Here is a 25,051-nt window from a genome sequence, read left to right as displayed (position 1 = left end):
CCGCTCCATTTTGGGTCGAGCGCGTCGAACCCCTTGTCGTTGAAGGCGTGGATGACGTCGCGTACGTAGTCGTCGCTGACCTGCATCAACGAGGTGATGTCCGGGACGCTTTGGCCCTGGCCGGACATCATCACCACGATCGCCCGCCGTAGCTTGACCGGATCCTTCGCGCTCCGCGTGATCCGTTGCAGCTTGCGGCCTTCTTCCATGGTCAACGGCCGGACGAACACTTCCGGTCGGCGAGCCACGACCACCTCCCAACGTTGAAGAGGCAGCCAGCCTGGCGGGTTTACGGCCGGAGATCAATTACCCGTCCGAGATTCGGTGACGGGCCACTAGCGAACCCGGAAGCCCGGTGACCATCGCGCCACGCCGTCCGGGCACCACACCACGCCTGCCGCATCGGGTTTAATCCTGGAGTGGCTTTCGATGTGATCATCAGAGGCGGGCAGGTGCTCGACGGCACGGGCGCGCCCCCGTACCGGGCCGACGTAGCGATCAGCGGCGACACGATCGCCGCCGTGGGCCGCCTCCCCGGCGCCCAGGCCGCGACGGAGATCGACGCCGCCGGCCGGTACGTGTCACCGGGGTTCGTCGACTGCCACGCCCACGGCGACGCGGCCGTCTTCGACCCGGCGGTGCAGCTGGCGGCGCTGCGCCAGGGCGTGACCACGTTCATCCTCGGCCAGGACGGCCTGTCCTTCGCCCCCGGCTCCGCCGCGACCGTCGCCTACGCCTCGCGCTACTTCGCGGCCGTCAACGGGCCGCTGGGCGAGGGCCCGCTGACGGTGGCCGGCCTGCTCGGCGGCTACGACCGCGCGGTCGCGCTGAACACGGCCTACCTGCTGCCGCATGGCACGATCCGCTACGACGTCATGGGCCCCTCGCCCAGCGCGCCGACCCGCGAGGAGCTGGCCGGGATGCTGGCCCACGTCGAGCGCGGGCTGTCGGAGGGCGCGGTCGGCCTGTCGTCCGGGTTGGAGTACCTGCCCGGACGCTACGCCACCGCCGAGGAGCTGGCCGCCCTGGCGGAGCCGCTCGGCGGGCTGCCGTACGTCACCCACATGCGCGCGTACGGCGAACGGGCGGGCGTCGGCATGGCGGAGGTCGTCGAGATCGCCCGCCGGTCCGGCGCCGCGGTGCACGTCTCCCACCTGCACGGTCCCGCGGACGTCCTGCTCCCCCTGGTCGAGGAGGCCCTCGCCGAGGACGTCGACCTGACCTTCGACACCTACCCCTACCTGCGTGGCAACACGATCCTGGCGATGGTGGTGCTGCCGCCGGAGGTGCCAGGGGCCGAGCCGGAGCGGGCCATGGAGATGCTCGCCGAGGCCGACCTCGACGCCTGGTGGTCCGGCATGGAGGGCACCTGGCCCCGGCTGACCATCTCGCACGCGCCCGGCCTCGACTGGGCCGAGGGCCTGACCATGGTCGCGGCGGCCGGGCGGGCGGGCGTGGAGCCGGCCGAGTTCTGCCGCAGGCTGCTGATCGAGACCAGGCTGGAGGCGGGCTGCGTGTCGGCCAGGCCCGACGAGGGGCCCGCCGGGGAGGAGTCGGTGCGGCGGATGCTGCGCCATCCGTCCCACACGGGCGGGTCCGACGGGATCTACGTGGGCGGGCATCCGCATCCGCGGGGGTTCGGGGCGTTCGCCCGCTTCCTCGGGCAGCACGTCCGCGAGCTCGGCGACTGGACGTGGGAGCAGGCCGCCGTCCACCTCGCCTCGCACCCGGCGCGGCGGTTCGGCCTCGACGACCGCGGGCTGCTGCGGCGCGGCTTCGCGGCCGACGTGGTGGTGTTCGACCCGGCCACGGTGGCCGACCAGGCGACCTACGCCGTACCCCGCACGCCTGCCCGAGGGGTCGACGACGTGCTGGTGTCGGGAGTGCCGGTGCTGACGGGCGGCGAACTGACGGGAGCCACCCCCGGCCGTGCGATCAGGCCGCACTGATGAGGATAGGGTCGGACCCGTACAAGGGGGGTGTCGTGCAGGAAGTCCTCGGCCGGTCCGTGCTCGACGGAGAGCTCGGCTTTCCGCTGATGGTCGTGCACCAGGAGGCGCTCGGCCACAACATCGCCACCATGGCGGCCTTCGCCCGTGATCACGGCCTGGAGCTGGCGCCGCACGCCAAGACCCACCTGTCGGGGGAGATCGCGGCCGCGCAGCTGGCGGCGGGCGCCTGGGGGCTGACGGTGGCGACGACCCGCCAGGCCAGGCTGGTGCGCGGGTTCGGCGTCGACCGGGTCATGGTGGCCAACCAGGTGGTCGACCGGGCCGGGCTGGAGTGGGCGGCGGCCGAGCTGGCCGCGCATCCCGGCTTCGAGTTCCTGAGCTTCGCCGACTCGGCGGCGGGGGTCGACATCCTGGCCGGGCACGCCGGTTCGCGTCCGTTCCGGGTGCTGGTGGAGCTGGGGCACGAGGGCGGGCGTGCCGGGGTCCGCACGGTGGAGGAACTGGTCGAGCTGGCCGGGTACGTGCAGCGCACGTCGGGCGTGGAGCTGGCCGGGGTCGCCGGGTACGAGGGGGCGCTGAAGACGGCGGAGGAGGTCCGGAAATATCTGGATCTGCTGCAGGAAGCCGTCGCGTACCTGCGCGTCAGGAACCCGATCCTGTCGATCGGCGGCAGCCAGTGGTTCGACGTGATCGGCCGCGAGCTGGTCGCCACCCAGGCCCGCATCCTGCTGCGGAGCGGCGCGTACGTCACCCACGACGACGGCTACTACCGCGAGCGCACCCCGTTCAACCGCATCGACGGCGAGCTGCGCCCGGCGCTGGAGGTCTTCGCACAGGTGCTGTCCACGCCCGAGCCCGGCCTGGCGATCATCGGGCTGGGCAAGCGCGACGCGCCCTACGACGAGGGCCTGCCGATTCCCCGCCGTCCCGGCGTGACCGTGCTGAAGATGCAGGACCAGCACACGGTGGTCCGCGGCGACCTGCGGGTGGGGGAGCTGGTGGCGTTCGGCGTCTCGCACCCCTGCACGGCGTTCGACAAGTGGCGGAGGCTCCCGGTGGTCGATCGGGACTATCGCGTTGTCGGCACGATAAATACGCATTTCGGCGACTTCTAGGGAGATCTCATGAAGAAGGAATTGAGGACGACCGAGGGGGCGGCCCCCGTGGGCGCGTACTCGCAGGGGCTCGTCGTGGGCGACTTCGTCTACACGTCCGGGATGGGCCCGCTCGACCCGGCCACCGGCGAGGTCGTCGGCGAGGACGTCGCGGCCCAGACCCACCAGGTGATGCGCAACCTCGGCGCCATCCTCGCCGCCCACGGCCTGGGCTTCGACGACGTGGTCAAGTCCACCGTCCACCTGCAGCACCTCAAGCGCGACTTCGCCGCCTACAACGAGGTGTACAAGTCGTACTTCAGCCAGCCCTATCCGGTCCGCACCACCGTCGGCTCCGACCTGATGGACATCCTGGTGGAGATCGACTTCGTGGCGTTCAAGAGCGCGTAAAGTCGGTCCGTGGACAGTTCGGTGTACGTCTTCGTCGAGGACCTGCATGACGAGGGCGTCGAGCGGGTGCTCGACAGGATCAGCGGGTACGGCGTGGCGGGCATCACCGTCGGCGTCGTGCACCACGGCTCCCGCGACGTCACCCCGCACGGACTGTCCCGCCTGACCGTCCGCCACGACGGCGCCCACTTCGTCCCGCCCGACGACCTCTTCTCGGGGCTGCGGCTGTCTCCCGTGCCCGGCCACCTCCAAGCGCTCGACGGCCTGCGCGAGGCGTGCTCCCAGCGTGCCCTCAAGCTCCACGGATGGACCGTCTTCCTGCGCAACGCGACGATCGGCACCGAACATCCGGACGTGACCGTCCGCGACTGCTTCGGCGACCGCGGCTCCCTCACCGACCTCTGCCCGGCCCACCCCGACGTGCGCGAGTACGCCGTCGCCCTGGCCAGAGCCGTGGCCAGGCTCGGCGTCGACAGCGTGGTCGCCGAGTCGCTGCACTTCAGGCCGCTCAAGCCGCAACGCTCCTTCGTCCCGCTCGGGCCGATGGACGCGTACCTGTTCGGGCTCTGCTTCTGCGACTACTGCATGCGCAGGGCCACCGACCTGGGGGTGAACGCCGAGGTCGCGCGCGACGAGTGCGCCAGGATCGTCGGTGGCGTGTTCGACGGCGACCCGCCCGCGCAGGGCGAGGTCACCAGGGCCGCGCTGACCGCGTACGCCGGGCCCGAGGTCGTCGCCTACGCCCGGGCCCGCTCCGAGACCGTCACCACGCTCGTCTCCGAGGTCGCCTCCGCCGTGGCCGGCGAGGGCTCGAAGCTGGTCTTCATCGACTCCACCGGGGCCGTGAAGGGCTACACCGACGGGCTGCCCTCGCCGGGGCTGGCGGCGCACGACGCGTGGCAGCTGGGCGTCGACCTGGTGGCGCTCGGCGACCTGGTGCCCGGCTTCGGCGTGCTCGCCTACGCCCGCGACGCCGCGCGGGTCGCCGACGACGTGGGCGCCTACCTGCGCTCCGTCGGCAAGGACCGGGAGGTGCGGGCCGTGCTGCGGCCCGGCCACCCCGACAGCGACTCCGCCGACCGGCTCGTCGCCAAGGCGCGCGGGGCCAAGGCCGCGGGCGCGCACGCCGTCGACTTCTACGCCTACGGTCTGGTGCCGTACCCGGTGCTCGACCGCATCCCCGCCGCCCTGGCCGAGGCTCCCTAGGCGCCTCCGGCCGAGGCCGGCCTGATCTAGGGGGTCACGCCGTCCAGCACCGCCGACACCACGTCGGCGGCGAAGCCGTCCGGCAGCGGCAGGCCCCTGAACACCGCCCTGACCCAGACCGCCCCGGCCAGCAGGTCCACCACGAGCATCGGGTCGATCCCGTCCCTCAGCTCGCCCCGGCGGGCCGCACGCTCGAAGATCTCCCGTTCCCGGACGAACCGGTCGGCGAAGAAGCGGCGTCCGTCGAGCTCCGGGTGATCGACGGCGGCGGCGAGCGCGGCGACCGCGATGTCCCTGGCCGGCGGCTCGGTGAGCAGCCGCCTGACGCCCTCGACCAGCTGGACCAGGTCGCCGCGGAGGCTGCCCGTGTCAGGCGGCTCGAAGCCCAGCACGTCCGCCTCCACCAGCGCCGCCCCGAGCAGCGCCGCCTTGGACGGCCACCACCGGTAGATCGTCGTCTTGTTGACGCCGGAACGCTCGGCGACCCCCTCCACGGTCAGTCCGTCGTACCCCTTCTCCGCGAGCAGTCGCAGCGTCGCATCGAAGATCTCCTGCTGTTTCCTCGGCGCCATGCGGTCATTTTCTCCCGGCGAGCGCCGTGACCAGCCCCAGGCCCAGGTAGACCACGCCGCTGAAGTGCCGCAGCGCCCTGGCCCGGCCGGCCAGCCTGCTGCCCAGCGCGCCCGCCGTGAACGCGTACACCAGGTCGAAGATCAGCCCCAGCACGAGCAGCGCGACGCCGAGCAGCAAGACCTGCAACGCCGGCGACCCCGCCGACGGACGGACGAACTGGGGCAGGAACGCCAGGAAGAACAACGTCACCTTGGGGTTCAGCACGTTCACCAGCACTCCTTCGAGGAACACCTTGCCGAGCGGCTGCGGAGGCGGAGCCTGCGCCGCGTCCCCGTTCTCCTTGCCGGTGAACGCCCGGATGCCCAGATAGACGAGGTAGGCCACGCCGGCCCACTTGACGATCGCGAACAGCGTCGCGGACTTCGTGATCAGGTACGAGAGCCCGGCGGCGGCGAGCCCGATGTGCACCAGCGTGCCGGCCTCCACCCCGAACGCGCTGGCGAGGCCGGCCCGCCTGCCCTGGGCGAGCCCTCTGGCCGCGATGTAGAAGTGGTTCGGCCCCGGGATGAGCACCAGGACCAGCGAGGCGCCCAGGAACAGGACGAACGTCGGTAGCGAGATCACAAATCGTCAGCCTATGTATGCATTGGTCCGTTCATATAGGCCAATCACGGGTGCTGTTCGTGGACCAATGGAAAGGTCGGTGGGGCATGGCATAGTGTCTGCCGTGAACGGTCTTCTCGTCGGGCGTACTGCTGAGCTGGCACGGCTCGTGCGCGTGCTCGAGTCGGCCGCGTCCGGCACGGCCGGGGTGGCGCTCGTCGGCGGCGACGCCGGCATCGGCAAGACCCGGCTGGTGACCGAGCTGGTCGGCGCGGCTCGCGAACGCGGCTTCAACGTGCTGGTGGGGCAGTGCGCGGAGCTGGGCGACACGCTGCCGTACCTGCCGCTCGCCGACGCGCTGCGTGGCGCCGAGCCCGCGGTGCGCGAGGCGGCGGCGGCCCATCCGATGCTCGGCCAACTCCTGCCCGGGATGGAGTCGGCGCCCTCCGCCGGGCTCACCCAGCAGCGGCTGTTCGGGTCCCTGCTGGGGCTGCTCGCCGAGATACAGCCCGTCCTGTTCGTGATCGAGGACATGCACTGGGCCGACCGGTCCACCCGCGACCTGCTGGTCTTCCTGAGCCGCATGGTGCAGGCCGAGCAGGTATGCGTGGCCGGCACGTACCGTACCGACGACCTGCACCGCCGCCACCCGCTGCGCTCGGTGCTCGCCGAGCTGAAGCGGCTGCCCGCGGTGACGGCGGTGGAGCTGGGGCCGCTGGATCTTGGCGAGATGGCAGATTATGTCGCGACCTTCGGCGATGTCGACGCCCAAGAGCTCGGCATGATCGTCACGCGCGCCGGCGGGAACCCCTTCTACGCCGAAGAGCTGTTCGCCGCCATGGCCGAGGGCGACAGCCTGCCCGACGGGCTGGCCAGCCTGCTCATGTCGCGCGTCGAAGTGCTGTCGGAGGCCGGCCAGCGCGTGCTGCGCGCCGCCGCCGTCGCCGGCCGCCGGGTCGAGGACGAACTGCTGCGCGAGGTGTCCGGGCTGCCCCTGGCCGAGTTCGAGGACGCGGTGCGGGAGATCGTCTCGCGCGGCCTGCTGCGCGTCGACGGGTACGGCTACGCCTTCCGGCACGCCCTCCTGCAGGAGGCCGTCTACACCGACCTGCTGCCCGGCGAGCGCACCAGGCTGCACGCCGACTTCGCCCGGCTGCTGACCTCACCGGCGGAGCTCGCCTACCACTACCTGGCGGGTCACGACCTCCTGGGGGCGCTGCGCGCCTCCGTCGAGGCCGGGCGGCTCGCCGAACGCCTCGGCGCCCCCGCCGAGGCGCACAGCCACTACGACCAGGCCCTCAGCCTGTGGGAGCGGGTCGACGACGCGGCCGCCCAGGTCGGCGAGTCGCGTACCGACCTCGCCTTCCGCAGCGCCGTCATGGCCGCCGACAGCGGCGACAACCACCGCGCGGTCACCCAGCTCCGCGCCCTGCCCCAGACCTCCGAGGTGAGCGAGCGCCTCGCCTACTACCTCATCGAACTCGACGACCAGGACGGCGCCATCGCCGCCGCGGAGCGCGCCGTGGAGGCGTCCGACGACCAGGCCGCCCTCGCCCGCGCCCTGGCCACCTACGCCCGCAGCATCGCCTGGAGCCCCCGGCATCGGGAAGGCGAGCAACTCGGCCGCCGCGCCCTCGACACCGCCCGAGCCGTGGGCGCGCGCGACGCCGAGGTGGGCGCCCTGCTCATCCTCGCCACCTACAAGGAGATCCAGGGCGACACGGGCGCCGCCCACGACCTCGTCGACACCGCCATGGCCGAAAGCAGCGGCGACCTGGCGATGGACCTGCGCGCCCGCTTCCACCACGCTCGCATCCACTACGAGCAGGGCCTGCTCGCCCAAGCCGCCGAGGTGGCCGACGAGGGCATCCAGATGGCCGTCGAAACCGGCCTCAAATGGAGCACCTACGGCACCGACCTGCGCTTCCTTCGCTTCCTCATCCACTATGTGGCGGGGGAGTGGGTCCAGGCGGAGGCCGTCGCGGCCGGTTTCGGCGCCCGCGTCGGCACGATCCACGAGGCGATCCTGTCGTCCTTCGCGCTGTTCATCGAGGTGGCCCGCGGCCTGCCGGCCGTGGAGAGCCGCCTGTCGTGGCTGCGCCCGTTCTGGTCCGACGAGCTCGCCCTCTACATGTCGCGCGGGCTCGCGGCGGAGCACGCCCTCTGGCAGGGCGACCCGGCCGGGGCACTCGACCACGTCCACGCCGCCCTGACCGCGCTGGGCCCTGGCGGCGCGGGCACCCTACGCGTCGCGGCCGCCGGCCTGTGGGCGCTCGCTGAGCTCGGAACGACCGAAGGCGCCGACGACCTGGCGGAGCGCGCCCGCTACGCGGTGTCATCCGGCCCGGTGGGCCAGCGCGGCCAGATGGGCCCGGAGGGCCAGGCGTGGGCGCTGCGGGTGGAGGCGGAGTGGCATCGCGTCCACGGCCGCCTCGACGTCGAGCTGTGCCGGAAGGTGGTGGAGGCCTTCGACTACGGCTTCGTCTACGAAACGGCCCGCGCCCGCTGGCGCCTCGCCGAGGCACTCCTGGCGTCCGGCGACCGCGCCTCGGCCCAGTCGGAGTGGAACCTGGCCCGCGAGGCGGCGGGCAAGCTCGGAGCCGCGCCCCTGGAGAAGGCCCTGGCGGACTTCGGCCGCCGCGCCCGCTTCACCGGCGGCCACGGCGACGGCGGCCTGACGGCCCGCGAACGGGAGGTGCTCCGCCTCGTCGCGGAAGGCCTCACCAACCGCGAGATCGCCGACCGGCTGTTCATCGCCCAGAAGACGGTCAGCGTCCACGTCTCAAACATCCTGGGCAAACTCGACGTCTCCACCCGAACCCAGGCAGCGGCCGCCGCCCGCCAACACGGCCTCCTCACCTGACAACTCAGGAACAGCAGCCGGGCTCGGGGGGCGCGAGGCGGCTCAGGGGACGTACGTGCCAGCGGCCAGATCTCTGACCACCTGAATGAGCTCAGCGGGGTCGAACGGCTTCGTCAGATAGGCGTCGACCCCGATGCGCCGTCCGCGCCTCTTGTCGTCATCCTGCGCCCGCGCGGTGATCAGCACCACCTTGATGTGGCGAGTCGCCTCATCGTTCCGCAGCCGCTCCGCCGTGACCCACCCGTCGAGGCACGGCATCATCACGTCCAGAGTGATGACGTCGGGGTTCACCTCGAGCACCCGATCGAGACAATCCTGCCCATCGGTGGCGGTGGCGACCTCGAAGCCCTCCAGGCTCAGGTTCACCGCGATCAACTGACGGATGACCTCGTCATCGTCCACGACCAGTACTCTGCCAAGAACGTCACCCACGGCCGCAAAGCTACCCGTAGCCGAGCGGTCACGTGCGGTTTTCGCAGGATGTGGCCAGGACTTTTTCGCTGTCCCGAGTAGTGGGCGGATGCTGGTAGCCTTATCACTCGTCGAGCCCCCTTAGCTCAGGGGATAGAGCACCGGCCTCCGGAGCCGGGTGCGCAGGTTCGAATCCTGCAGGGGGCACTCGATCTTGACCAGCGGTTTCGGCCGCTGACCAGGGCAAATATCGTAGAAGCGGGCGGGCCTCCAGTCTCACGGAGTCCCGCCCGTTCTCGTTGAAGCTCGCTGGTTGTGGGCCAGTTGTGGGCCAGCCATGGTCGGTCCGATCCATGCCTGAAGACAGCTGTTGGGCTGCTGTTGCCCATGAGCTGGACGAGGGGGTTGAGCGGGGGCAGCTGGAAGCGGTCGAACTCCTCGTCCCCTGTACATGGCCAGCTCATGGGCAGGAAGCCAAAGTTGCGATCCTCGGTCGCCCCGGAGGGCGACCGCCACCGAACGCGTTGCCGCGGAATGGGCCGACTACATGGTTGCGACCCTTGGTCGCCCCGGAGGGCGACCGCCACGGGAGACCTGCGGTGACGCAGGGCCGCTTCAGCTTGTTGCGACCCTCGGTCGCCCCCGGAGGGCGACCGCCACCCGGAGATGATCCGCCGCATCACGGCCGGGTTGCAGTTGCGACCCTCGGTCGCCCCGGAGGGCGACCGCCACTTGACCACCCTGTTGGGCGACGCCGTCACCGACAAGTTGCGACCCTCGGTCGCCCCGGAGGGCGACCGCCACCTCAACCCAGATTCGCGAGGTCCAAACCTCGGGAATGTTGCGACCCTCGGTCGCCCCGGAGGGCGACCGCCACCAGCGGTAAGGACAGTTTCGCCGACGCCCTGGTGGAGTTGCGACCCTCGGTCGCCCCGGAGGGGGACCGCCACCCGGCCGGCGCTTCTGCTCATCGGCTTGCGGTTGGTTGCGACCTTCGGTCGCCCCGGAGGGCGACCGCCACCCGCCTGTAGAGCCCACCCTCCCCGGGTGATGCGTTGCGACCCTCGGTCGCCCCGGAGGGCGACCGCCACCGTGCACATACAGCGTGGTTGCCAGGATGCCGGGGATGTTGCGACCCTCGGTCGCCCCGGAGGGCGACCGCCACCCCCGCGTTTGAATCCGTTCGGCAAGGTCTCGGTGATGTTGCGACCCTCGGTCGCCCCGGAGGGCGACCGCCACCGCGGCATCTCCTACCTGACCCCGTACGCGGCTGGGCAGTTGCGACCCTCGGTCGCCCCGGAGGGCGACCGCCACCTCACGGGCGCGAGCCTGCACGGCCGACCGGGCAAGTTGCGACCCTCGGTCGCCCCGGAGGGCGACCGCCACTGCGCCTCGGAGGAGTCGGCGTCAAGCTTCGCTTTGGGTTGCGACCCTCGGTCGCCCCGGAGGGCGACCGCCACGAGGGTGGACTGTCCGCCCACGGCCGTGGCCGCGGAGTTGCGACCCTCGGTCGCCCCGGAGGGCGACCGCCACCTCGAGTCCGCGATGCTCGATCAGGCGTCGGGGGAGTTGCGACCCTCGGTCGCCCCGGAGGGCGACCGCCACAGGGGGAGATCGGGGTCAACCCGGCCTACCCGTCGGCGTTGCGACCCTCGGTCGCCCCGGAGGGCGACCGCCACAGGATCTGCCCGTCGGTTTCGCTGGCGGGCAGGCCGTTGCGACCCTCGGTCGCCCCGGAGGGCGACCGCCACATGAGCATGGCCGCGAACTCATACATGCGCTTGGAGTTGCGACCCTCGGTCGCCCCGGAGGGCGACCGCCACCTGCACCGCCTGCCGGGTCGCCTTGTCGCCGTGGAGTTGCGACCCTCGGTCGCCCCGGAGGGCGACCGCCACGGCCTGCCATCGGGTCCGCGCTCATCCCGTCGTGGTTGCGACCCTCGGTCGCCCCGGAGGGCGACCGCCACATCACCGAGGGCGCGGGCCGCCTGCGTGCGGACAGGTTGCGACCCTCGGTCGCCCCGGAGGGCGACCGCCACCAGCCAGCCCTCGACCGGCAGCAGCACCCGCACCGACGTAGTTGCGACCCTCGGTCGCCCCGGAGGGCGACCGCCACCTGCTTCGCGGCTTGGACGTGCCGAGCGAGAACGTGTTGCGACCCTCGGTCGCCCCGGAGGGCGACCGCCACTGCTTCCGGTCGGCGACATCGCAGCATTCGCGGACGTTGCGACCCTCGGTCGCCCCGGAGGGCGACCGCCACAGCGGACCTTGCCCACGGACAGGACCCGGACCGGGAAGTTGCGACCCTCGGTCGCCCCGGAGGGCGACCGCCACGGCGTCTGAGCAGGCATTATGCCTTCACGGCGCCGATAGGAAGACTTGCGTATTCACTTATCAAGGAGCATTCGGGGTGATAACTCCTTAGGAACCTATCGCGTGTCGCGTGAGTGCTTCAGGTTCCGAACCGCACGCTCAGGCGGCCACTTGTCGATAGCGTCCATAGGCGTCACGCTATGCCAGGAGAACCCACTTTGAGCCCCGCCCGGAACTTCGTGCAGGTCCAAGGGCAGCCCGATTGAGGGCTGTGATCATGGTTGGTCTGAGGGATACAGAAGTGCAGAGTCGGGTCGGCCGCCTGAGCGGCTGGCCCCTGTCCAGCATGAAGTAATCGATGTTGTTGGCGGATATTTGGCGGAACGCGGCGAAACTGTCGGTGGTATCTCCTAAAGTTCAGCTCTCGCAGGGATTCTCCAAGTAAGGGGAGTGCGTGGCTGAACGCTTGTGGGCGCACAGTGCCCGGGACGGTGACAGGCTCCGCCATGATCTCGCCGATCATTTGCGGGGAACCGCGTGGCGTGCGGGTGCCTTTGGCGAGGCCTTCAACGCGGGGTCACTGGCTACTCATTGCGGTTTGTTGCACGATGTAGGAAAAGGATCATGCGAGTGGCAGCGGGGCCTGATCGTGGCGGAGGGGCACGGTGGGCGGGTGGGCGTCCCGCACAAGCATGCGGGTACCTGGCTGCTGGACAAGCAGGGCTTCGGCATCATGTCGGCCGTGGTGTTCGGTCATCACGGCGGATTGCCTGACTCCGTACGTCTCAAGCAGGAGCTGCGTTTCGCAGACGATGATCCGCTGGTCGCCGAGGCCGTCCAGCAAGTAGGGCAAATCGTGCCGGAGATTCATCCGCCGACGCAGATCGCGCTACCTCCCTGGCTGCCCGAGGCGTCGAATGACGACCCGTACGCGTTGGACCTCTTGGTTCGCATGGTCTACAGCGCTGTAGTAGATGCGGATTTTCTAGACACTGAGGAGCATTTCGCCGGCGCTGCGCGCCCCTTTCATCCGGTTTCTGCTGCTGATCTGGCCGAGCGTTTCGATCAGGGGCGTCAGGAGTTGCTCAAGAACAGGCCGAAGTCACCGATCGACGGGTTGCGTCAGGACGTCTACAGGCAGTGCCTGGAGGCCGCGCAGGGACCACGTGGTATTTATCGCATCCCAGCCCCCACAGGCTCGGGGAAGACCCTCGCGGCGGGCGGCTTCGCCGTGTGTCACGCCCAGCGGCATCGAATGAAGCGCGTCATCGTCGCCGTGCCGTTCATGTCGATCACCGAGCAGAACGCATCGGTCTATCGCGACCTTTTGGAAGTCGAGGGCGGGCATCCGGTGGTGCTGGAGCACCACAGCGGCATCGACCTGGATGACGGCACCGCCAACAGGAGGTGGCAACGGCTGGCCGCAGAGAATTGGGATGCACCCTTCGTGGTGACCACCACCATACGGTTGTTCGAGTCGCTGTTCTCTCACAAGCCCGCGGCGATGCGTCGCGTGCACCGGCTGGCAGGTTCGGTCATCGTCCTGGACGAGGTGCAGGCACTGCCGGACCGGTTGCTGATTCCGATCGTGTCGGCGCTGCGGAGTCTGACGCAGTGGTTCGGCGCGACGGTGGTGCTGGCCTCGGCAACTCAGCCGCCGTTCGAGCTGCTCAGCCCGCTGAGAGGGACACCGATCAGGGATGTGATTGCCGAGCCGAAGCCGCTGTACAAGGCGCTGAACCGGGTGCGTTACCGGTGGCTGCTGGATCCCAAGCCGACGATGGCGCAGATTGCCGAGCAGGCTGCGGCGGAGCCACAGGTCCTGCTGGTGGTCAACACCACCAGGGACGCCGCCCGGATGCATGAGCTTGTCGAAGGGCACCGCCCGGCGCTCCACCTGTCGACACGGATGGCAGCCGCCCACCGGCGCGACACCCTGGACGAGATCAGGCGGTGCCTTGCCGAAGAGGAGCCGATCGCGGTGGTGAGCACCCAGCTGGTCGAGGCAGGAGTAGACCTCGACTTCCCCGCCGGGTTTCGAGCGATTGCTTCCGCTGACTCTCTTCAGCAGGCCGCTGGGCGTGTCAACCGCAGCGGGCGTTTGCCGTATGGGCTGGTCACCATCTTCGACCCTGAGGACGGCAACAAGGCGGCCGACATGCTCTATGGCGCAGCGCTAGAAGCCACCCGTGCCAGGTTCGGCGCGCACTGCCCGCCGGACGATCTGGACGCGTTGCAGGCCTATTACAAGGCCAGGTTCGATTTCCACAACGTCGAGGCGGCCGGCTGGGAGATCCAGCAGGGGCGTCAAGCTCATGACTTCCCCCGCGTGGCCGAGCTGTTCCGCATGATCGACGAATGGACCGTTCCCGTGGCGGTGCGTTACGGCGACACCGAGAAGTTGGACCGGATCCTCACCCACCTGCGTGCCGGCCATCCGGGAGCAGGCGCCCAGCTGCGCGCCCTGCGTCCCTATCTGGCCACGCTGCCACGAGGTGCCGCGCGTAAGGCATTGGAAGAAGGACTAGCCACCGCTGTCGTCGGTGATCTCATCGAATGGCTCGGCGACTACCACCCGCATCGAGGTATCGACATGACCTCTCCCGACCCTCAGGAGCTGGTGTTTTGACCACCCGTCGCGTTCACCATCCGCCACCGCCGCTCGTCGTGGAGGTCGAGGCGCCATACGCCTGTTTCACCCGTCCGGAGTTCAAGACGGAGCGGATGAGCTACCCGGTCATGACGCCGTCGGCCGCCAAGGGCGTACTGGAGGCGATCTTCTGGAAGCCGGAGTTCAGCTACCAGATAGAGCGCATCGACGTTCTCGAGCCCATCCGATGGGCGTCATTCCGCCGCAACGAGGTCTCCTCCATGCTGACGCTGGCCTGGGTGCGCGAGGCCATGACCGACACCACCGTGCGGTTCGACGCCGAGGCCGACCGCGACCAGCGCAACATGGTGTGCCTGCGCAAGGTCGCCTACCGCATCCATGAGACGCCCAGACGCCAGGAAGTACGCAGAGGATGCCCTTCAGGTTCGCTCCTGTCGACATAGGAACGGCCACCCGCGCAGGATCGGCCGCCTCTACTCATCACGCTCGTCAGCGCGCTTTCCTGGGGACGAAGCCCGCCGTTCGACGTACTTGCACCAGGACTCGAACCTGGGACCTCTGCTTAGGAGTCAGACGCGCAATGGGAAACCATGGTGCCCCTGACCTGCGGTGACAGTAAGAGGGGCAGTCGTCCAGCGGCTTCTGGGAACAGATTGGGAATGGGAGGCGCCGAGAGTTGGGCCAAGGTGACGGTCTGGTGCGGTAAGTCACCTTCCGTGACTTATGTATAACTTATTTGGATCTTGTGGTCGATTCGGGCGGAAGTTACGCTTTGCCCGTTTGGCAACATGCTCCGGACCGCACGTGTCAGGAACCCGTGTTCGTGCCGGGTGGGGTGGAGCTTCGTCCGGCGTTGAATGACGCCCTGCGTGGTTCGGAGTGTGACGGCGTATGCGCCGCGTTGGGTCGTGCCTGCCTTTGGTCAAGCACAAGCATCGGATCGCGGTTGGCGCGTTGACGGTGTTGGTTCCGGGCTTGCTCCAGTTATCGGTGCTTCCGCAGACTGCGGCGATGGCGGTCTCGGTGACGGCTGCGTCATCGGCCGTGGACACCCCAGAGCAGATGGTCGGCTCGACGACCAATCTTCCGTCGCTGGTGGATTCTGCGGTCACGGGTGCGAAGGCGGGTATCCCTGGTCAGTCTCCTTCGTGGCCGAAGAAAGCGCTGAGCCCGGACGGGCGAACCTTCGATGGCAAGGGTCGAAGCTGGTCGCCGCCCGAGGGCCGGTCGCATTCAGAGCGCAAGGACAAGGCCGATGTGTACGATGCGGCCACAACTCGGGCGCAGCTGGTATCGGGCGGCGGATGTACGTTGGAGTGCGTCTCCACCTTCAACGCGTACCCTCAAGATCAAGCCCTGATCAGCACCTTGACGCCCCTGATGACCGCCAAGTCGCGCATCTCCGGTTGGCTCAACGGTGGCGTCGCTTTAGATTACTCCTTCACTTTGTACTGCGGTGACTTCACGACGACTCCTTGTGCAGAGTCGGGCTGGAGCCGGAAAGGAAGCTGGCAGACTCCGGCTGGGAAGCTTGAATGGGGTAAGAAATACTGCGTTAAGTTCGGCGCCCGGTACTACGACAACACGGAAAACTGGGAATTCAACTGCTTCACGACCGGTATCCGGCAGCCCGTCGTCACCTCCACGCTGGGAGCGCCTGGTCCCGACGGCCAGGAATTCGAGGCATTGTCCGGGAACTACACCACCACGGAAACGGATGCCCAGGTCGCCACGGTCGGTCCGGGGCTGTCGGTCACTCGTTGGTACAACAGCCTCGACCCGCGGCGAAGCGGCATCTTCGGGGCGGGCTGGAGTACGCGATGGGACATGCGGATCCAGCGCGAGATGAGCCTTGGCGTCGATTCTCTGCTGGTCACGTATCCGCAGGGGCAGGTGCTGCGTTTCATCGCCAAGGGCGGTGGAGGTTACCAGCCGCCGCCGGGCATGCACGCCACCCTGGCTGAGAATGCGGGTGGTGGCTGGCGGCTCATGGACAAGGCCTCCACCACGTATACCTTCGATGCGCAGGGTCGTCTGGTGAAGATCGTCGATGCTCGGGGGCGGGCTCAGGATCTCACCTACACCGGAACGAGCCTCACCAAGGTGACCGCCACGGGAGGCCGGTCGCTCACCTTTACCTGGTCCGGTGCGCACGTCGGGTCGGTGTCCACCGACCCGGTCGACGGCAGCCCGCTGACCTGGACGTACCACTACGAGGGCGAAAAGCTCGTCAAGGCTTGTTCACCAGCTGCTGCGCCGAACTGCACCACCTACGGCTACACCACGGGCTCGCAGTACAAGAACCGTGTGCTGGACACTGACCCGACGGGGTACTGGCGTCTGGGTGAGAGCGGGTCCGGGTCGGGCTGGTCCCAACCGGTAGAGTGCAGGTGGAATCCCGACGCGGCGGTCTGCCAGCCTCCGGCGACTGAGGCAGCCCGTGACCTGACTGGTACCTCGGGCACCGCCATCTACGACAACGTGACCACCCGTGGGCGCCCGTCACCGCTGTCCGGATCGGCCGATACCGCCATCGGTCTGGATGGCGAGATCGAGATGTCGAACTACGTCATCCTGCCGCGCAACGCTCTGGCGTCGCGGCATATGCGGATGTCCGTGGAGATGTGGTTCAAGACCACCGGCTCCGGCGTGCTCATCTCCGCCCGCGACACCCGTGAAAGCTATGGCTACTCGGGGGGTGCGCCTTCGGAGGAGCCGATCCCGTCTCTGCTGTACGTCGGCACTGACGGCAAGCTACGTGGGCAGCTCTACCGTGGTGCCACCCCAGCGAACGTCATGACCACCAGCGCTACCGTCAACGACGGCCAGTGGCATCACGTCGTGCTGACCGGCGACGGCCCCACGGAAACGATCTACCTCGACGGACAGCGAGCGGCCACCCGTACGGGCTCCCAGCCCAACCCGGAGACGTGGCTCGAATACGCCCGCATCGGCCAGGGACACTTCACCCAGGACTGGCCCGCAGCGCCCTCGCCCGGCCAGGCCGTGTACAGCACCTTCCTGTTCAAGGGAGAAATCGACGAGGTCGCCGTGTACGACAAGGCGCTCGACATCGACCAGGTCAACGATCACTACGCGGCACGAGGTCCGGCGCTCCACCTGCTGAACAAGATCACTTTGCCGTCCGGTCGAGTATGGGCGCAAAACACCTACGATGGCGCCACCGACCGCCTCAAGACCCACACCGACCAGCACGGCGGCACCTGGACCCTCACCGAGCCCGTTTACGACGGCACCACCGGCCTGTCCACGGTCACGATGACCGACCCGCAGACGAACACGCTCAAGTACTCCTACGACGCCTGGCGCGGCTACCGCCTGGCCGCCAAGATCGACCAGCTCGAGAAGAAGACCAGCTTCGCCTACGACACCGGCGGCTTCATCAGCCAGGTGACCGATCCGAACAACAACAGCGTCACCCTAGCCAACGACAGCCGCGGCAACACGCTGGCCACCACTACCTGCCGCGAGGCAGGCAAATGCCAGACGGTCCGTTCGGAGTACTACGTCAACAAGGACGATCCTTTTGACGCGCGCAACGACCGCCTGGTCAAGTCCCGGGACGCACGCTCATCCAGCGCCACCGACACCACGTACCTCACCACCATCGAGTACAACCAGTACGGCGAGCAGATCAAGCAGACAACACCCGCCACTCCCGACTTCCCCAGCGGCCGATCCACCGAAGTGGCCTACACCGACGGGACCGAGCCCGCAGTCGGAGGCGGAAGCACGCCGGCCGGTCTGACGAAGAGCAAGACCGACGCGCGCGGCAGCGTCTGGAACTACCGATACACCGCCACGGGTGACCTCGCCGAGCAGACCGATCCGACAGGGTTGGTGACCAAGCTGGAGTACGACCCCCTCGGCCGGGTCATCAACACGACACAGGTCTCGTCCGCACATCCCGACGGAGTCACAACGACATTCACCTACGACGCGCTCAGCCGCCCGCTGATGCTGACCGAGCCGGGGGTGAAAAACGAGATCTCGGGCGTCACCCACACCAAGCGGACGACCTTCGCCTACGACTCGGACGGCAACAAGCTCAGCGACACCATCGCTGACCTGACAGGTGGTGACGCTGCGCGGGCCACTGTGTACACGTATGACGTTCATGGTCAGGTGGAGACGGTCACCGACCCGGAGGGCGGCTTCGTCCGGCAGGACTGGAACCCGCTCGGCCTGCTCGCCCGCACGACCGATGCCCGCGGATCGATCGTGGAGTACGGCTACAGCAAGCGCGGTGAACTCGCCTCGCGCACGCTGAAGGCCTGGACTGGTAGCCCGGTCAATCCGCAGCCCGCCAAGGACGTGGTGCTGGAGTCCTTCTCCTACGACCCGGGCGGGCGACTGGCCGCGCAGGTCGATGCGATGGGACGCAAGACGTCCTACACGTACTTCAATGACAACCGGCTCGCCCAGAAGATCGGCGACGACGTCAAGCTGAACGGCTCCACCACGCCCGGGGACGTGACGCTTGAGGATCACACCTACGACGACGCAGGCAACGAGACCAAGCTGGTCACCGGCGGCGACACCAAGACGACGACCGAGTTCGAGTACGACGCCGCAGGCCGTCTGACCTCTCAGCTGTTCGACCCGACCAGCTTGAAGCGCAAGACGGCCTTCGTCTACGACGCCAACGGCAATACTCTCAAGACCACCCTGACCGGCGGCGATGGCACTCGCGCGGAGATCAAGGAGTACGCCTATAACAAGGCGAACCAGCCCACCAAGGAGACCGTCGAGAATGGTGCCGAGGACCTGGTCTCCACCACCGACTACGACGACCGTGGGCTGGTCACGGCTCGTACCGATCCGCGTGGCAACGTCACCGGTGCGAACAAGGCTGACTTCACCACCGCCCTGCGTTATGACCTGCTGGGCCGTCTGGTGGAGGCGACCGGGCCCGAGGTGAAGGTGGACAAGGCCGGTGCGGTAAACACAGGCCGGCCGACCGCCCGTTACGGCTATGACACGCTCGGCGCCAAGACGCACGCGACTGACGCCGAGGGCCGGACCCTCACGTCCACCTTCGACAAGGCCGGGCGTCTGACCGGCCAGAGCGCCCCCAGCTACACGCCTCCCGGTGGCACGGCCGTCATCCCGACGACCAGGAACGCCTACGACAAGGCGGGCCAGCTGATCTCCACCACCGACCCGCGCGGCTACGTCCGCACGTTCGACTACGACCAGCTCGGCCGCCAGGTCCGCGTCACCGACCCCGCCCCCGACGGTCAGACGCCGGGCCGCTGGATCACCGAGTATGACCTGGTCGGGGAGAAGCTCGCCGCGGTCGATCCGAACGGCGCGCGCGTGCAGGCCACGTTCGACGACCTGGGCCGTCAGGTCACCCAGACCGAGGTCGAGCGCAAGCCGGCTAGCGCGTCCTACACGACCACGATGACCTACAACGAGGCCGGCTACTTGACCAAGACGGTGGCACCCGGCCCCGGGAACAAGACGACCGACTACAAGGTCAACGCCGCGGGTGAGGTCACCTCGCAGACCGACCCGGCCACCAACAAGACGAGCATGGACTACGACCTGGCCGGACGGCTGGTCAAGACCACCGACGCACGCGGCAACGCCACCACCGCCGAATACGACCTGGCCGGACGCAAGATCGGCACCAAGGACCTGGACTCCACCGGCGCCACGGTCCGCTCCACCAGCGTCGGCTACGACCCGGCTAGCAACCCGACCAGCTCCACCTCGCCCGAAGGCCACGTCACCAAGCAGACCTTCGACGCGTTAGGCCGTGTCACGTCGCTGGTAGAGCCGGTCTCCGACAGCGAGTCGATCACCACCAGCTTCGGCTACGACGCCACCGGGGCCCGCACCCGGCTGACCGACGGACGTGGCAACGCCACCTGGACCAGCTACAACAGCCTCGGCCTGGTCGAGACGGTGACCGAGCCGTCCACCACCGCCCACCCGAACGCCGCCGACCGGACCTGGACCGCGGTCTACGACCAGGCGGGCAACGCGGTGGCCGAGCTCCAGCCCGGCGGTGTGCGCATCGATCGCACCTTCGACCACCTGGGACGTCTCACCAAGGAGAGCGGAGCCGGGGGAGGAGCGGCCAGCGCGGAACGGACCTTCGGCTACGACCTGGCCGGACACCAGACGGCCATCGGCGACCTGACCGTGGACTACAACGACCGCAGCCTCCCCCTGGCCATCACCCGCTCCTCGGCCCAGCAGACCGCCTACACCTACGACGAACTGGGCAACCCGACGCAGCGCGTGGATGCTGCCGGAACGTCCACGTTCACCTGGGACAACGCGGGCCGTCTGGCGACCGCCGCCGACCCGGTCACCGGCCGCAAGCTCACCTACGGCTACGACAAGGCCAACAACCTCGCCTCGCTGACGGCGGCCAAGGGCACGACCACCACCGACACTCAGATCTTCACCTACGACGCCGTCGACCGGCTGGAAACCCAGACTCTGCGCAAGGGCGGCAGCTCCGGCACCCAGCTCGCCAAGATCACCTACGGGTGGGACAAGGACGACAGCCTCACCAGCAAGACCACCGCAGGGACGGCCGGAGCGGGCACCAACACCTACACCTACGACCACGCCGGACGTCTGACCTCGTGGACCGCCCCTGGCGGCGCGACCACCACCTACGGCTGGGACGCGGCCGGCAACCGCACCAAGGCCGGCGACAAGACCTACACCTTCGACGAACGCAACCGCCTGACCTCCGGCGACGGCACCGACTACACCTACACCCCCCGCGGCACCCTGGCCACCGAGACCAAGAACGGCACCACCACCCAGCTCACCTTCGACGCCTTCGACCGCCTCATCGCCGACGGCGACAGCCTCTACAGCTACGACGCCCTCGACCGCGTCACCTCACGCATCAAGGGCGCCACCAAGCAGACCTTCGCCTACGCAGGCCTCGCCAACGACCTCGCGGCCATCAGCGACACCAGCGCCGGCATCCAGGCCAAATACGGACGGGACGCCTTCGGCGCCCTGCTCGGCCAGCAGGAAGGCACCAACCCCGCCCTGGCCACCATGACCGACCTGCACGGCGACCTCGTAGCCACCTACGACACCACCAACCTGGCCACCACCACCGCCTACGACCCGTTCGGCACCATCACCGCCCAAACCGGGGCCAAGGCCAACCTCGGCTACCAAGGCGAATACACCGACCCCGACACCGGCAAAGTCAACATGCACGCCCGCTGGTACCAACCAGGTACCGGCACCTTCACCACCCGCGACACCGCAACGTTGAATCCGAACCCGTCGGTCCAAGCCAACCGCTACACCTACGCCAACGCATCGCCTCTCAGCAATGTGGATCCGACCGGCCACGACACCGTCCCCAACTCCTGGAATAACGGAGGATCCGGCTGGGGGGACACCTCCGGCGGCTACTCCGGGGACATCTGCAGCGGTTACGTCGCCATCTGCGGAGGTGGCGGAGACGGCGGCCGCGTCATCGGAGGCGGGTTCGGCGGTGGCGGCGGCGGAATGGTTGGTTGCAGCGGTCCTGGTCTCGATATTTGCGGTGCCGCTGACTTTTCGGCTGTCGCCGAAACTGACCCTCAGTGGTACTTCGAAAACTTCATCCTGCCGCATCTTCCCGCTTTCGACGACGAAGAAGCGAAACGAATCGGTGTGATGTCGAATGGAATGAGGGCTCCGAAGGGCTTCTGGGGCATGAGTGCCGAAGAACGTATGGAATTCACGATGTTCGCCTCTTGGATAAACTTCATCAATCCTTCGATCTCGGAAGAGGAGTTGCTGGGTGTCGGAGCGCCTTCCGGAGGAGGGTTTGCGGGAGCTCCCGAGCGGTCGTACTACCACATATACAAGAAGCTCCTGCCGTATCAAGGAATTATCAGGAAGGCCGCAAAGGAGCATGGCGTCGACAGGAATGCTCTGCTGGCTGTTCTCATTTACGAGAACATGCACTTGGAGCCAACTACCGGCCTCGGGGCGAATCTTCTGGCCGAGGGTAGTCATTTTTCGAACAAGCTCTCCCTCGGCATGTCTCAGTTGGAGATATACCGAGCACAGGCTCTCTTGAAAAAGTACTATAAGAACGACAAAGCCCTTCAGGGTTACGCGAAGAGTGACCGTCTCACGGCAGACCTTTTAGTCAACAATCATGCGATGGCCATTCGTTTGGCCGCTGCGCGTCTGCGGGATGTGAAGGCTACGATTCGCATAACTGACAAACAAACTGGAAAGACTCGCCCGATCAACGACTGGGAGGCGACTCTGGCTTATTGCGGATGCTCTGGTAGCGGAGACAAGCAAAGGCGATTCCTTGAGGGGGGCGCCGCTCCCAACGAGAACACAGAAAAGCGGAGGAAGTTCATGCTCGGAGGCGAAGCATTTAAGATCGTTGACGAGTACTGGCGATGTGTCGCGGACGACTGCGACTGGTGATTCCGGCAGAGGGATTGGTTCGGATGCGAATGTATGGGTATAGCGGACGGCGAAAATTTGGTGTCGGCAATATCGCACTCCTGCTCGCTGTACTTCTCACGCTTACTGCTTGCCGGTCGGAACTCTTTCCTCGCGGGCTACGGGTCGATCCCAGTGCCATCCGGGATGTCCGTGGTATAGGAGAGGTGTTAGCTGAAGCCACCACCGAGGAATACTGGGATGGGCTCACCACAATAACGGAAACCCTGGTGGTAAAGGTGGATGCTGGTAATGCTGAGGGGCAGCTTGCAAGAGCGGGCGATCTTCTCGGCACGCGGGGGTGGACGGTGGTTGCGCAACGATTGCCCGCGTGGATGCAGATGGAGTCGAACAAGTGGGAAGCCACGCAACTATCGCTCAGTAGTGTAGATTTTGTTCTCGAGTCCAGCGGGCTGGACTTGAAAAAGAAGAAAGCCATCGCCGAGGCGACGGCGCAGGCGAGGCCGGAAGCGCTTGTCGTCCTCGACGTGTACCGCACAGGCGAATGAGCGGACTAATGTAGCGATCTTTTGTTGCTGATTTCTGTAGGTTTCTGTCAAGTTTCACGACGTCCGGGGAAGTCGAGCTTGGGCAGCGCTACCGATCTCCTGCCGCACGCGCCGCCATCGCGGGGTTTCCGGCACGCTCACGGGCCGGCTGCTTACACATGATGGCCAGCCCTACGTACCGGTTCGACGTTCAGGCGTTGAACGCGCGCACCGGCGACTTCGCGACTCCTGACACCTTCGCCGGGGGCCACTGGAGCGACAGCTATACTTTCGCGGGACTCGCCACCCAGGACATCAAGATCTGGTACAGGCCGCCGAACGGCTGGTACGGCGGTGGTTCCGACTTCGACTCGGCCACTCCGTACCGGGTGACCGCAGGAGAAACACCAGACCCTCGATCTGGTTCTCCCGTCGACCCAATAGCACCAGGAACGCGGGTGAGGGTCGCATGGATCAAGGCCCTCACCCGCCCACACGACCCTCTGCACCCTTGAACGTCCGTGTCCCGGGCTCGTGACCAAGCGATTCAGAGCGCCCGGACCACTGCAAGCCGAGAACAATCCCCCCGCAAGGCGCCGCCCTTCGCGTCGGAGCGTGTCCAATCGACTGGTTCTCGGCGGCACCGCTCACGCGGCGGCCGCCATGCTGACGCTCACCTCCACCGGCCCCGCCTCGGGGAGTTCCAGCGCTCACCGTGGCCGTCATTCCACTCAGGAGCAGCCAGAACCCCCAGCGGATGAGGCGATACTTCTGCCCGACGATGCGGCTGACCCGGTAGAGCTGATCAGCGACTCGCTGGCCTCGCTTGCCTGCCGTTGGTCTGCAGCGGTTTGGGTGAGGGCTCGCACGATCTTGTGGAACACGCGGAACCTCCTGGCCGGGGGCGATCACAACGCAGAGCATTCCACTACCGCCGCGGGTTGAAGCCCATGATGCGCTTCGCGCCCGCTGTAAACCACGTCAACAGGAGGCTCTCTGCATGATCGTGGGCCACGTGTGGGCCATCCATGGCCTTGATCGAGTGACATCTCTGCATTGTGCCTGGTCAGAAAGATGTCTGCGAGCGAACATACAATCCTCTCCGGAGCCGGGTGCGCAGGTTCGAATCCTGCAGGGGGCACTCGCGATCTACATAGCAAAACACCTTACGACCTGCGGAAACGCGGGTCGTTTGTGTTTCCGGCGTGTGCCACCGACTGCCACTGACGGCAAGCGGATGCCCATGATCACGTACCACCCGCGTACTGATCAACGAGACAGGGCCAGCCGTACGGCTGGCCCTGTGGATCACAATCTTGGCGGATCCGTGCTGACCAGATCACCGCGATGGTCGGTTTGACGGTCAGTCGCTCGCCGTCTACCTCATCAGGTCCAGCAGAAAGAGGGCGTTCGATGCGGTGACATCGTCGGGATCGAGGCTCAAGGCGTGTTCCACACTAGGGCGAAGCTCCTGCCACTTGAGGTAGAGGACGACCTTCATTGCTTCCGAACGGATCTTTGGTCCTGGGTCTCGAACGGCGGCCTCGACCACCTCAACAGTTCGCGTGTCCGGGTCTCGCGGGCCGGTCACGGCGAGGCGCCGAAGTTCCTGCTTGGCCTGCGCCGCGCCAAGCGCATCCAGGTGGCCGAGTGCGGACAGTACGTCGCCATAGGCTTTGCACTCCCAACCCGCCCGGATCACCGCCTCCGTCCTCTCAATCGAGTCGCCCCACAATTCGACATGGCTCACTGCGATGATCGTGTCCAGGGTCAGTCGAACGAATGCCTTATCGGGGGTCTGCCAGTCGCACGCTGCGCGGTCGCCATCGTCATACCACTCGGGCAGCTGAAGCGGCTTCCATCCTTGTTCAACGGCGAATACGACAAACGGGTGTTTGGGTGCAACGCGGCACCATCCCCCGTCCGCATCCCATTCGACCTCGCTGTCTTCGTCAAGCGGAGCCGCAAAGGCCAGGCGTCGGGTCGGCATGGGGGAGACGCTATAGGTTGGACAAGACCTAAAGGGATCCGTGCGGCTTCGAACGGTTGTTGACGGGCATCTGC

14 protein-coding genes, 1 tRNA gene, 1 pseudogene and 1 CRISPR repeat array are annotated in these 25,051 nt (G+C 67.5%); of the genes and pseudogenes, 11 read left to right on the top strand and 5 right to left on the bottom strand.

Annotated elements, in window-relative coordinates:
- Positions 1–254 (bottom strand): helix-turn-helix domain-containing protein (locus tag ABZ297_RS16110; protein ID WP_355345734.1); only part of this gene is annotated, 254 nt, incomplete at its 3' end.
- 165 nt (positions 255–419) lie between these two features.
- Between ABZ297_RS16110 and ABZ297_RS16105 the strand changes: the two genes are divergently transcribed.
- From ABZ297_RS16105 to ABZ297_RS16090, 4 genes are read left to right on the top strand one after another with little or no spacing between them, the layout of a single operon-like run.
- Positions 420–1,949, top strand: a complete 1,530-nt coding sequence (locus ABZ297_RS16105) for an amidohydrolase family protein (RefSeq protein WP_355345731.1) — start codon at positions 420–422, stop codon at positions 1,947–1,949.
- 35 nt (positions 1,950–1,984) lie between these two features.
- Entirely contained in the window at positions 1,985–3,067 is a 1,083-nt protein-coding gene (locus tag ABZ297_RS16100; protein WP_355345728.1) for an alanine racemase, read from the top strand.
- Between the two features lie 9 nt (positions 3,068–3,076).
- Positions 3,077–3,457 carry a Rid family detoxifying hydrolase gene (locus ABZ297_RS16095; protein ID WP_355345726.1) on the top strand — a complete coding sequence of 127 codons (381 nt, stop codon included), beginning with the start codon at positions 3,077–3,079 and terminating at the stop codon, positions 3,455–3,457.
- A 9-nt stretch (positions 3,458–3,466) separates the two neighbouring features.
- Positions 3,467–4,663 carry a hypothetical protein gene (locus ABZ297_RS16090; RefSeq protein ID WP_355345723.1) on the top strand — a complete coding sequence of 399 codons (1,197 nt, stop codon included), beginning with the start codon at positions 3,467–3,469 and terminating at the stop codon, positions 4,661–4,663.
- A 26-nt stretch (positions 4,664–4,689) separates the two neighbouring features.
- On the opposite strand, the gene ABZ297_RS16085 is transcribed toward ABZ297_RS16090, so the two are convergent.
- Both ABZ297_RS16085 and ABZ297_RS16080 read right to left on the bottom strand, forming a co-directional pair.
- Complete coding sequence (locus tag ABZ297_RS16085) at positions 4,690–5,235, bottom strand: TetR/AcrR family transcriptional regulator (protein ID WP_355345720.1); 546 nt, start codon at positions 5,233–5,235, stop codon at positions 4,690–4,692.
- Positions 5,236–5,239: 4 nt separating this feature from the next.
- The gene (locus ABZ297_RS16080) at positions 5,240–5,860 is read right to left on the bottom strand and encodes a LysE family translocator (protein WP_355345717.1); all 621 of its coding nucleotides are present in this window, start codon (positions 5,858–5,860) and stop codon (positions 5,240–5,242) included.
- A 103-nt stretch (positions 5,861–5,963) separates the two neighbouring features.
- Between ABZ297_RS16080 and ABZ297_RS16075 the strand changes: the two genes are divergently transcribed.
- Positions 5,964–8,702, top strand: coding sequence for an AAA family ATPase (locus tag ABZ297_RS16075; protein WP_355345714.1), 2,739 nt, complete (start codon positions 5,964–5,966; stop codon positions 8,700–8,702).
- Positions 8,703–8,744: 42 nt separating this feature from the next.
- On the opposite strand, the gene ABZ297_RS16070 is transcribed toward ABZ297_RS16075, so the two are convergent.
- Positions 8,745–9,134, bottom strand: a complete 390-nt coding sequence (locus ABZ297_RS16070; protein ID WP_350811893.1) for a response regulator — start codon at positions 9,132–9,134, stop codon at positions 8,745–8,747.
- Positions 9,135–9,248: 114 nt separating this feature from the next.
- Here ABZ297_RS16070 and ABZ297_RS16065 point away from each other — a divergent pair.
- The 6 genes and pseudogenes from ABZ297_RS16065 to ABZ297_RS16040 all read left to right on the top strand — a co-directional run bounded on the left by ABZ297_RS16065 (position 9,249) and on the right by ABZ297_RS16040 (position 24,128).
- Positions 9,249–9,320: transfer RNA gene (locus ABZ297_RS16065), tRNA-Arg, on the top strand.
- Between the two features lie 272 nt (positions 9,321–9,592).
- A CRISPR array of direct repeats spans positions 9,593–11,446; the repeat unit is 37 nt; unit sequence GTTGCGACCCTCGGTCGCCCCGGAGGGCGACCGCCAC.
- A 433-nt stretch (positions 11,447–11,879) separates the two neighbouring features.
- Positions 11,880–14,054, top strand: a complete 2,175-nt coding sequence (gene cas3 / locus ABZ297_RS16060) for a CRISPR-associated helicase Cas3' (RefSeq protein ID WP_355345711.1) — start codon at positions 11,880–11,882, stop codon at positions 14,052–14,054.
- Positions 14,051–14,479: a type I-C CRISPR-associated protein Cas5c gene (gene cas5c / locus ABZ297_RS16055; protein ID WP_355345708.1), complete on the top strand. Its 429-nt coding sequence runs from the start codon at positions 14,051–14,053 to the stop codon at positions 14,477–14,479. The genes cas3 and cas5c overlap by 4 nt, the downstream gene beginning before the upstream one ends.
- Positions 14,480–14,954: 475 nt before the next feature.
- A complete protein-coding gene (locus ABZ297_RS16050) occupies positions 14,955–22,481 on the top strand; it encodes an RHS repeat-associated core domain-containing protein (RefSeq protein WP_355345705.1) in 7,527 nt (2,508 codons plus the stop codon).
- 185 nt (positions 22,482–22,666) lie between these two features.
- Positions 22,667–23,008, top strand: a complete 342-nt coding sequence (locus ABZ297_RS16045; RefSeq protein WP_355345702.1) for a hypothetical protein — start codon at positions 22,667–22,669, stop codon at positions 23,006–23,008.
- A 1,010-nt stretch (positions 23,009–24,018) separates the two neighbouring features.
- A pseudogene (locus ABZ297_RS16040) lies at positions 24,019–24,128 on the top strand.
- A 237-nt stretch (positions 24,129–24,365) separates the two neighbouring features.
- Here ABZ297_RS16040 and ABZ297_RS16035 read toward each other — a convergent pair.
- Positions 24,366–24,977: a hypothetical protein gene (locus ABZ297_RS16035; RefSeq protein WP_355345699.1), complete on the bottom strand. Its 612-nt coding sequence runs from the start codon at positions 24,975–24,977 to the stop codon at positions 24,366–24,368.
- Positions 24,978–25,051: the final 74 nt, after the last annotated feature.

Source organism: Nonomuraea sp. NPDC005983, from assembly GCF_040614375.1.
GTDB lineage: Bacteria > Actinomycetota > Actinomycetes > Streptosporangiales > Streptosporangiaceae > Nonomuraea.
The sequence above is the reverse complement of the archived record's forward strand: the minus strand, read 5'-3'. Positions and strand labels throughout refer to the sequence as shown.